11 protein-coding genes are annotated in these 9,540 nt (G+C 41.4%); 2 read left to right on the top strand and 9 right to left on the bottom strand.

Features of this window, described 5'->3' with window-relative positions; genetic code table 11:
• Positions 1 to 42: 42 nt before the first annotated feature.
• Positions 43 to 228 carry a hypothetical protein gene (locus tag AC075J_RS17615; protein WP_008704840.1) on the bottom strand — a complete coding sequence of 62 codons (186 nt, stop codon included), beginning with the start codon at positions 226 to 228 and terminating at the stop codon, positions 43 to 45.
• Between the two features lie 363 nt (positions 229 to 591).
• Between AC075J_RS17615 and AC075J_RS17610 the strand changes: the two genes are divergently transcribed.
• Complete coding sequence (locus AC075J_RS17610) at positions 592 to 1,119, top strand: hypothetical protein (RefSeq protein ID WP_055201475.1); 528 nt, start codon at positions 592 to 594, stop codon at positions 1,117 to 1,119.
• A gap of 235 nt (positions 1,120 to 1,354) precedes the next feature.
• Here the strand turns inward: AC075J_RS17610 and ilvC are convergent, their stop codons facing one another.
• The 3 genes from ilvC to AC075J_RS17595 form a co-directional block, all read right to left on the bottom strand.
• Positions 1,355 to 2,374, bottom strand: coding sequence for a ketol-acid reductoisomerase (gene ilvC, locus AC075J_RS17605; protein WP_008704844.1), 1,020 nt, complete (start codon positions 2,372 to 2,374; stop codon positions 1,355 to 1,357).
• A 128-nt stretch (positions 2,375 to 2,502) separates the two neighbouring features.
• Positions 2,503 to 3,000: an acetolactate synthase small subunit gene (gene ilvN / locus AC075J_RS17600; protein ID WP_008704845.1), complete on the bottom strand. Its 498-nt coding sequence runs from the start codon at positions 2,998 to 3,000 to the stop codon at positions 2,503 to 2,505.
• A gap of 228 nt (positions 3,001 to 3,228) precedes the next feature.
• The gene (locus AC075J_RS17595) at positions 3,229 to 4,281 is read right to left on the bottom strand and encodes a tyrosine-protein phosphatase (protein WP_020993720.1); all 1,053 of its coding nucleotides are present in this window, start codon (positions 4,279 to 4,281) and stop codon (positions 3,229 to 3,231) included.
• A gap of 246 nt (positions 4,282 to 4,527) precedes the next feature.
• Between AC075J_RS17595 and AC075J_RS17590 the strand changes: the two genes are divergently transcribed.
• Entirely contained in the window at positions 4,528 to 5,472 is a 945-nt protein-coding gene (locus AC075J_RS17590; protein WP_020993719.1) for an AEC family transporter, read from the top strand.
• A 17-nt stretch (positions 5,473 to 5,489) separates the two neighbouring features.
• On the opposite strand, the gene AC075J_RS17585 is transcribed toward AC075J_RS17590, so the two are convergent.
• The 5 genes from AC075J_RS17585 to AC075J_RS17565 all read right to left on the bottom strand — a co-directional run.
• Entirely contained in the window at positions 5,490 to 6,299 is an 810-nt protein-coding gene (locus AC075J_RS17585) for an HAD family hydrolase (protein ID WP_022381445.1), read from the bottom strand.
• 53 nt (positions 6,300 to 6,352) lie between these two features.
• Positions 6,353 to 7,621 carry a M18 family aminopeptidase gene (locus AC075J_RS17580; protein ID WP_022381444.1) on the bottom strand — a complete coding sequence of 423 codons (1,269 nt, stop codon included), beginning with the start codon at positions 7,619 to 7,621 and terminating at the stop codon, positions 6,353 to 6,355.
• 131 nt (positions 7,622 to 7,752) lie between these two features.
• Positions 7,753 to 8,079 carry a cupin domain-containing protein gene (locus AC075J_RS17575; protein WP_022381443.1) on the bottom strand — a complete coding sequence of 109 codons (327 nt, stop codon included), beginning with the start codon at positions 8,077 to 8,079 and terminating at the stop codon, positions 7,753 to 7,755.
• A 287-nt stretch (positions 8,080 to 8,366) separates the two neighbouring features.
• Positions 8,367 to 9,218, bottom strand: a complete 852-nt coding sequence (folK, locus tag AC075J_RS17570) for a 2-amino-4-hydroxy-6-hydroxymethyldihydropteridine diphosphokinase (protein ID WP_022381442.1) — start codon at positions 9,216 to 9,218, stop codon at positions 8,367 to 8,369.
• 57 nt (positions 9,219 to 9,275) lie between these two features.
• A partial coding sequence (locus tag AC075J_RS17565; protein WP_476390556.1) for a dihydropteroate synthase occupies positions 9,276 to 9,540 on the bottom strand: 265 nt, incomplete at its 5' end.

Below are 9,540 nucleotides of genomic sequence, written 5' to 3'. Positions count from 1 at the left end.
ACATTTTGCAGTTCACTGCTTTTCGTACACCCTCACATATTCTTATCGTTCCATTTCATGTGCCTGTTTGTAGATTTCACAGGCAGCATAATTCACACATCTGTCATGTGCACAATCCATAAATGTGAGGGTTCTTTTATCTCCTTCCATCGTATATTCGCAGCAGACAGTCTGCCCTCCATTACATGTTCTGCAAAATCCCGAAATAAACTCTTCTTCTATCTCCATTTTATCCCTCCTCAATTTTCCTTATGTCTCATTATCGTTCCGAGAAACCAAAATACAGGCAACAATATATTCGTTACTGTTCACAAATATTTTTATTTATTCGTCCGTTTTTTGTTGCATTTTACAACAAACAGATTTATAATCAGTATAACATAGAAATGTGCGGAAACACTATAACAAACATAAAATAATCGTAACTGTTCAGTACCTTCACAGTTACGAGTCAAAATCCATTAAAAATCGCCTTCGGCGATGGGATTTTGACTTGTATGTCTCGGGATTTTGGCATGTTCATGCCAAAACACCTCGCGGAATAGTAGACTGCTGAATAGTTACAAATAATCAAAAAAGAGGGAAAATGTCATGAACAGAGAACTTTATGATGAGGCAATACGCTCCAATATCCTGTCACGCAAACTAATCGAACAGTTGATGGAAAGTATGAATTACAGCAATATCTCTTTTATCAACTGGACTGTAGAGGTACTAAAGATTATTAGAACTCGTCTGGAACGCGGAGATAAAATCACAGACGAAGTATCCGGAATCACTTATGATATAAAATCTTTCCGAAATTTTGTAAGCACCAATTTTTCTTCCTATATTACAAGTCAGGTCTTTGATGCTCCTGATAAGGCAGAAAAAGTATATTTTTCTCTGGAAGCCACCGAAGACGGACATGCCTACAATATGGTTATGGCAAATTCATCAAAGAACAAAACATATAAGTGGATTTCCAGTCTCAGCGAACGCTTTTCATTAGTGGAGATGATTGCTACCGGAATTGTATATCTTAAAGATAACAGGACAGATACATATCAGCCATTTATTTCCGGAAATGGTAAGTACTGCAGATATGACGTAGAAAAAGGACAGATTGTCGAATTATAAAATGCTGAGATTGATTTGCATCTTGTTATATTATGCATAATCTTAAGAATTGCATAATACAGAACAAACAACAATCATTGAGTCAGTACATACAAGAAAGAATCCTGCTTGCAGGATTCTCCGCCTGCGGCGGGTCGCTTCAGCGACATAATTCCTCTCCGTCGCAGTGCGATCCTGCCCGACATAAAAAATCCCCTGCCATTCAGCAGGGGATTTTAATTTAATCATATTCAGATTAGTTGTTGATAAGTTTGTCTTCACCATTCCAGCTGTAAAGTTTACGGATTTCTTCGCCAACTTTCTCAGACTGATGCTCAGAAGCTTTCTTTCTCATAGCTTTGAAGTGAACCTGTGCACCTGCATCAGACATATCAAGTAAGAAGTCTTTTGCAAATGTACCATCCTGGATATCAGAAAGAATTTTCTTCATAGCTTTCTTTGTATCTTCTGTGATGATCTTAGGTCCTGTGATGTAATCACCATATTCAGCAGTGTTGGAGATAGAATATCTCATTCCTGCGAATCCTGACTGATAGATCAGGTCTACGATCAGCTTCATTTCATGAATACATTCAAAGTATGCATTTCTTGGGTCATAACCAGCTTCAACAAGTGTTTCGAAACCAGCCTGCATAAGTGCGCAAACACCACCGCAAAGTACAGCCTGCTCACCAAAGAGGTCTGTCTCTGTCTCTACACGGAATGTAGTTTCAAGAAGACCAGCTCTTGCTCCGCCGATTCCAAGACCATATGCCAGTGCAAGATCCTGAGCTTTTCCTGTGTAATCCTGCTCTACAGCGATAAGACAAGGTGTTCCTTTTCCAGCCTGATACTCACTTCTTACTGTGTGACCAGGTGCTTTAGGAGCGATCATTGTAACATCAACATTCTTTGGTGGTTTGATGCATCCGAAATGGATATTGAAACCATGAGCAAACATTAACATGTTGCCTTCTTCAAGGTTTGGCTCGATGGATTCTTTGTAAAGTTTAGCCTGTAATTCATCATTGATAAGAATCATGATGATATCTGCCTGTTTAGCTGCTTCAGCTGCTGTATATACCTTAAAGCCCTGCTCTTCAGCTCTCTTCCAGGATTTGCTGCCTTCATAAAGACCGATAATGACATCACATCCGGAATCCTTTAAGTTCAGAGCATGTGCATGTCCCTGGCTTCCGTATCCAATAATTGCAATTTTTTTACCATCCAGTAAGCTTAAATTACAATCTTCCTGATAAAAAATCTTGTTAGCCATTTTATTTTCCTCCTGCTAATCGTAAAAAAATTTATCGTTAAGGGATGCTCCCCTAGCAAACTATAATATGTACTGTTTCTGAGATATTTTTCAATTTCCTGCGTTCCGAAAAACCTTCCGGTCTTTCATCAGAAATAGGTTACATCCTGCGAACCTCTTGATAAACCGGTCATTCCTGTACGTGCAAGTTCGAGAATCTCGTAATCACCCATCAGCTCAAGAAATGCTTCCAATTTATTATGGTTGCCTGTCATCTCCAGTATCATGGAATCCACACTTACGTCTGCAACTTTCGCATGGAAAACATCCGCTATGGAAATGAGTCCCTGTCTCTGCTCCGGTTTCGCAGCCACCTTGATCATCATTAATTCATGGCATACGCTGTTGTCCGGCTCCAGGATCTTAATATCTCTTACATCTACAAGCTTGGCAAGCTGATTCGTGATCTGCTCCAGAATCAGTTCATCCCCGCTGCACACAACGGTAATTCTGGAAAAACGCTCGTCCGCTGTTACACCTCCGGTAATGCTGTCGATGTTATAGCCTCTGCGGCTGAATAATCCAGATACTCTGGTCGTTACACCTGCAGTATTATCTACTAACAGGGATAATACTCTCTTCTGCATGTCCCACCTGCTTTCAACGTGTACATTTTCACCACGTTAATATAATAAATAGCTCGTATGGTTACCATTATATCAATAATCGTGATTTTGTCAATAAATTTTTCGCACAAAAACAAATGTCTTTCTGTGACGTTACTGTTCACTTCGTTCCCAGCAACACGCTTCGCGGGATATTACCAGTGAACAGTAACTCTATGATAACTTTTGTAAAAACATCAAATCAACTGCCTATATCAGATATTTATTTCTGAACTCTTCGATCATTTTCGGTTTCAGATAAAATACGGTCTGGAAAAACTTTTCCATAGAACCATAAGTCTTTTTCACTGTTTCAAAAACAGCAGCCAAATACTCCTCTTTTACATTATATATAATTGGAAGCTTCTCGGTCATTTTCTCATCTGCCTCCGGCCAGGTCTGTACAAGTCTCTGCATATATACCAGTTTGGGCTCCATATAACGGTTTGTGCGCAGATAGTCTTCATATATCACATCTTCCTCCACCCCCAGCAGACTGAGCAGAAAAGCAGTCCCGATCCCTGTACGGTCCTTTCCAGTTCCGCAATGCCACAAAACAGCACCTTTTTCCTGCCTGAAAAGAATATCGATAAACTTCGCATACTGTTTCAACACCAGCTGATCCATGCATAAATTCCTGTACTGTCTGATCATATATTCTTCCATATCATCCGGGAGTCCTGCAAGCATTTTTACAAACTGTTCTCTGTTGCTGATAACCTGCACATCCTCATCCACAACCGGTACATGGTAGTATTCTACTTCTGCTATAATAGTATCCGGTTTACATTTTCTCTCTTCTGCCGAACGCAGGTCGATCACCGTCTTCAGATTGTATTCTTCTCTGAGTCTGTTCTTATCGCTCTCTGAAATGTGATAAAGTTCCCCGCTTCTCAGAAGCCTCCTCGGCAGGATGTGTCTGTCATCAGCTGTAACGATCGCACCCAGATCTCTGGTATTCGGCAGACTATGAAGAGATATCCTGCCGCCCTTCGGGAAACCTGTTGCCATATCCGGGTTTAATATCTTAAGAATGCGGATACACTCATGGATCTCTTTTTCTGTCATATCGAACTTGTATCTCTTCTTACGTCTGGTAACAATTACAAGATAATTTACACTCAGCTGTCTGTCATCACCTTCATCTGCTCCCTCTTTTCGCATATATGCCCATACAATGTCTTTACATGGAAGATTGTTTATCATCATATGTCTGGTAAAAACCAGAAATCCATCTTCTATTCTTATCTTTCCATATTTCATGAACCACCACTCCACTGTCTGCAATTTTATTACTGTTCACTCTGCTCTTAGAGCGTGTCTGAAAAATCATTCCCGCAATCTGCAAGGCATACTGAACAGCAACCATTTTTTTCAGAATAACACAGAAATCGGAATTTGACAATTCCTGTCAAACGTTTATAATCATGGTGTTATTGTGATATAGCAGTCACCTTATGAACCGTACTTTTTCGTACAGAAATCATTTTTTTGAAAGGATTTATGAAAATGGAGAATCTTATTTTCTGTCTTAATGCTACAATCCCGATTTTTCTCACCCTGATGCTCGGGCTCTTTTTTCGGAAGATCGGACTCTTTGATGACACCTTTGTCAGCCGTCTGAATAAGTTCGTATTTAATGCAGCTCTGCCTGCGCTTTTGTTTCTGGATATTGCAAAGTCAGATTTCTACAGTGTATGGAATACGAAATTTGTATTGTTCTGCTTCTTTGTCACACTGATCAGTATCGGAATTTCCACAGGACTTTCCTATCTGCTGAAACCGCGAAATATCCAGGGCGAATTTATCCAGGCTTCTTACCGGAGCAGCGCTGCGATCCTTGGAATTGCAATTATCCAGAATCTTTACGGAAACGCAGGAATGGCACCGCTTATGATCATCGGAAGTGTGCCGCTTTATAATGTGATGGCAGTTATAACACTGTCACTGTTCGCTCCCGGCGGCGGTAAACTTGATACCGCAAAGCTTATCCGAACCCTGAAAGGAATCGCCACGAACCCTATTATCCTTGGTATCCTGACAGGTATGGTATGGTCGCTGCTTCATCTGCCAATGCCAACAATTCTGAATACTGCCGTAGATAATCTCGGAAAAACAGCGACTCCTCTTGGGCTGATGGCCATGGGTGGCGCACTGAAATTCGGCAAGGCATTCGCAAGGCCGAAACCACTGATCGCATGTAGCTTTCTGAAGCTTGTGGGATATGAAGCTGTATTTCTTCCACTGGCTGTGCTTCTGGGATTTTCCCATGACATGCTGGTTGCGATCATTATCATGCTTGGCTCTGCCACTACTGTAAGCTGTTATATCATGGCCAAAAACATGGATTATGACGGCGATTTTACTTCCGGTGTGGTTATGACTACCACTCTGTTAAGCTCCTTTACCATGACAATCTGGCTCTATATATGCAAAAGCCTGGGACTCATCTGATCCCAGGCTTTTTATGTTTATATCAGCTTCAGATATTCCAGTCCGTTTCTGATTCCATAATGGAACATATCCTGTGTAATATGATCAGCCAGAGCTTTTATTTTCTCCGAACTATTTCCCATGGCAACCTTCACTGCTGCATATTCAAACATGGCGAGATCATTATTACTGTCTCCAAACACGATCGTATCCTCCCACGGAACATCAAAGAGTCTGCACACCGCCGAGATCCCCACTGCCTTGTTAAAGCCTTTGGGGACAAGTTCAATGGTGGTTCCCGCAATCCCTGAACCACTCTCATGACGGATAATGTCATAATACTCACTCAGTTCCCTGCAGGCAGCTTCTGCATCACAGCCTTTTATCATCTTTGCACTAATCTTATTAATGCGCATACAGTCTTCATTTCCCCTGATGGGACGCCATTTAGGTCCTAAAGATTCTGTGATCAGATCCGTATACCAGTTCACATCTGTATTATATTCATCCTTATCATAATACATGAAATCTGCACCTTCCATAACCGGGACCAGACCATATCTGCGCAGGATTTCCACTGATTTTTTTGCAACTTCCGGGGGCATCTCTTTATTAAAAAGACGTTCTCCATCCTTTTCAATGGTAGCCCCGCAGGCACTGATCATACCGGTAAACGGAAGCTCTTCCAGATACCGGGAAACAAAGGCCCTGCTCCTGCCTGTGCAAAGCCATGCGTCATGACCGTTTTCTCTTAATTTCTTCAATGCCTCCTTTGTGCTCTGGGGTACACCCTTTTCCATATCGCAGAGTGTTCCGTCTGCATCAAAAAACACTGCTTTTCTGTTCACTTTCTTATCTCCTGATTTTTATATTTACGTTTATCTTCCAGTGTGCCGACAAGCTATGCAAAAAATACTGTCGCTGCCTTAACCAGGCTCTCTGTATCTTTCGCACCTGTTGTTTCATATACAGAGTGCATGGCAAGCTGTGCCAGACCGATATCCACTGTTTTCACAGGAACCTGGGTATTGGAAATATTTCCCAGCGTGGATCCGCCTGCCATATCTGAACGGTTTACAAAGGTCTGGTACGGCACCTTTGCCCTGTCACAGATATCCTTGAAAATTGCAGCGGACACTCCGTCTGTACAATATTTCTGGTTTGCATTGTACTTGATCACGATTCCCCCGTTCAGCACCGGACGGTTTACCGGATCTGTCTTATCCGTATAGTTTGGATGGAGAGCATGGGCATTATCTGCAGAAATCATAAAACTGTCTGCAAGTGCCATATAATATTCCTCCTGGGTACGTCCCAGTCCCATATTGATCCGCATCAGAGTATCCTTCAGGAAAGCAGAAGCAGCGCCCTGTCTTGTACTGCTTCCCACTTCTTCATTATCCAGCACACAATGTACAGAAATGCTTTCTTCACGATTTCCCTGCAGGAATCCCTCCATAGAAGAGAATGCACACTGCAGATCATCCAGTCTGGGTGCAGAGACAAATTCCTCATTTACTCCCCACAGAGTACCCGGAGTTCTGTCATAAAGAAACAGATCATGTCCCAGAATATCTTCTGTCTTTACTTCTGCGGCCTCAGCCACAGTTTCCATAAATCTGCCCTTTCCTTCCTTATCGCTGAAAAGAGGCAGCATATCCTTCTGCACATTATATTTATATCCGTCATTTACTTCCCTGTTCATATGAATAGCAAGATTAGGAATAACCAGCAGATCTCTGTCCACAGCCACCATCTTCTCTCTGATTTTTCCATTCTGACAGACGATCAGCCTTCCTGCCACTGACAGAGGTCTGTCAAACCATGGAGACAGAATCATTCCACCGTAACGCTCCACATTCAGTTTGATATAAGCATTCTCCACCTCTATCTCAGGATTCTCCTTAATCTTAAGGGAAGGGGAATCACTGTGGCTTGCCATAATATGAAACTTCCACACAGGCTTCTGCGGAATGGAAAAAGCTATGATCGCAGAATGATTTCTGGTCACATAATAATTTCCGCCTTTTTTAAGCTTCCAGTGATCCTCCTCTTTCAATTCTTCAAAGCCTTCTTTGTCAAGCCTTTTGGTCATCTCCGTCACTGCCTGAAATGCAGTGGGGCTTTTCTCTATGAATTTCAGTAACTTCTTTGCTGTTTTTCTGTACATAGTTTGATTCTCCATTTGAATGATTATGAAATGATACCTGATTTATACTATTTTTTATTATAATCAGTCTGTCCTGGTAATAAAAACAGCAGTCATTATTTCCATAAGAAATATGTGCTGCTGCTTTTATATCAGTCTTTAATGATCAGAGCCATAAAAACCAGATCTGTATTTCCTGTATTTGCAAGTGCATGTCCATGATTGTCCGGTGTGAATGTAATATCTCCTGCTTTTACCGGACGATAGGTACCGTTGTCATTGTATTCGCCCTGTCCCTGTAAAATATAGTAGGTTTCACTTTCTCCATGATGTTCATGATATCCCAGTGAACATCCCGGCTCCAGAGTTACCTGTGCATACAGTCCACATTTACCGTTCAACTGCTCTGCATCAAGGATTTCTTTGATGATTACGTGACCATTTCCGCCTGCCATGTGTTCTTCGCGTCTGATTCTCATAATTTTTTGCCCTCCTGTAGGTGTTTTCTCTTTTATAGAATTTCCATTGAATATATCATAGCACTGTTTGTAAAAAATGGCAAAGTAAATATCAATGGAACATTCAGAAAAATATCGTTACTGTTCACTCCGTTCACAGTAACGTAGCCAAAATTCATTCCAGATTGCCTGCGGCAATGGAATTTTGGCTTGTATGTCTCGGGATTTTGGCATATTCATGCCAAAACACCTCGCGGGATAGTAGTGTGTGAACAGTAACAAAATATCGTTACTGGTTACTGTTCACTTTATTTTGCAGTATTTTCAGATTTGTTCAGAAGGCTGTCCAGAAGCTGCGAAATGGTCTGATTTAACACAGGATGTCGCAGATACGGAGCAATCTGATTCATTGGTACAAGAACAAAATCGCGGTTGTGCAGATCAATATGAGGAATATGAAGATCTGGCATATCAATAATTTCCTGATCATAAAACAGGATATCCAGATCCAGTGTCCTTGGTCCCCAGTGGATGATACGTTCCCTGTTTGCCGCCTGTTCTAACTGATGCAGTCGCACAAGCAATTCTCCAGGAGTAAGAAGTGTCCGCATTTTCAGAACTCCATTTAAAAATTCATCCTGATCAGTAACTCCGTAAGGTTCTGTAATAAGATAATCGGAAATTGCCTCTATACGGCATCCTTTTGTCTCTGCCAGACCACGGATTCCATTGTCTATATACATCTTTTTATCACCCATATTAGAGCCAAAAGCAATATAAGCAGTATGCCATTTCCGTGTGATTTCCACAGATACAGTTTTCAGAGGAAGAGCAACCGGCGCCCAGGGCTTTTCGATCTTCAGAGTAATTTTTTCAAGTCCGGAAAGAGAGCAAAGAAGCATTTCTGCAAGATTCTCTGCAAGAGATTCCAGAAGTTTATAAGTATGTTTTCTAGTGAAATCAGTGATCATATGGCTGACTTCGCCATAGTTTATGGAAGCAGACAACTCATCGGTTAATCCCGCCAGACGTGTTCTGGTAAAAAGTGTAGCAGAAATAACAAACTTCTGTCCCAGAACATTTTCTTCGGGATATACACCATGGTTTGCAAAAACCTCCAACTCTTTAATTTCTATTTTATCTAATCTGGTCTCATCCATAACAGCAAATCCTTTCTGTATGTTATTTATATTTACCATCTGTTTTGTGCCAGTAATTTATCTGCGTCCCAGGATTGCTTCTGTCATCTGGATCACACGCTTATTTTCTTTAACATCGTGGACACGGACAAAAGAGCATCCTTTCATTACGCCAATTACACTGGTAGCCAAAGTCCCCTCTACGCGCTGATCTACCGGAAGATCCAACGCCAGTCCTATCATGGATTTGCGTGATGTACCAAGGAGAACCGGAAATCCCAGATTCTGAAAAAGTTCCAGGTGATTCATTGCTTCCAGATTCATTTCAAATGTTTTTCCAAAA

It is taken from the genome of Blautia sp. ZXY-1-C6, from assembly GCF_056339875.1.
Note: the sequence above shows the minus strand (reverse complement) of the source record. Positions and strands in the feature narration are given on the sequence as shown.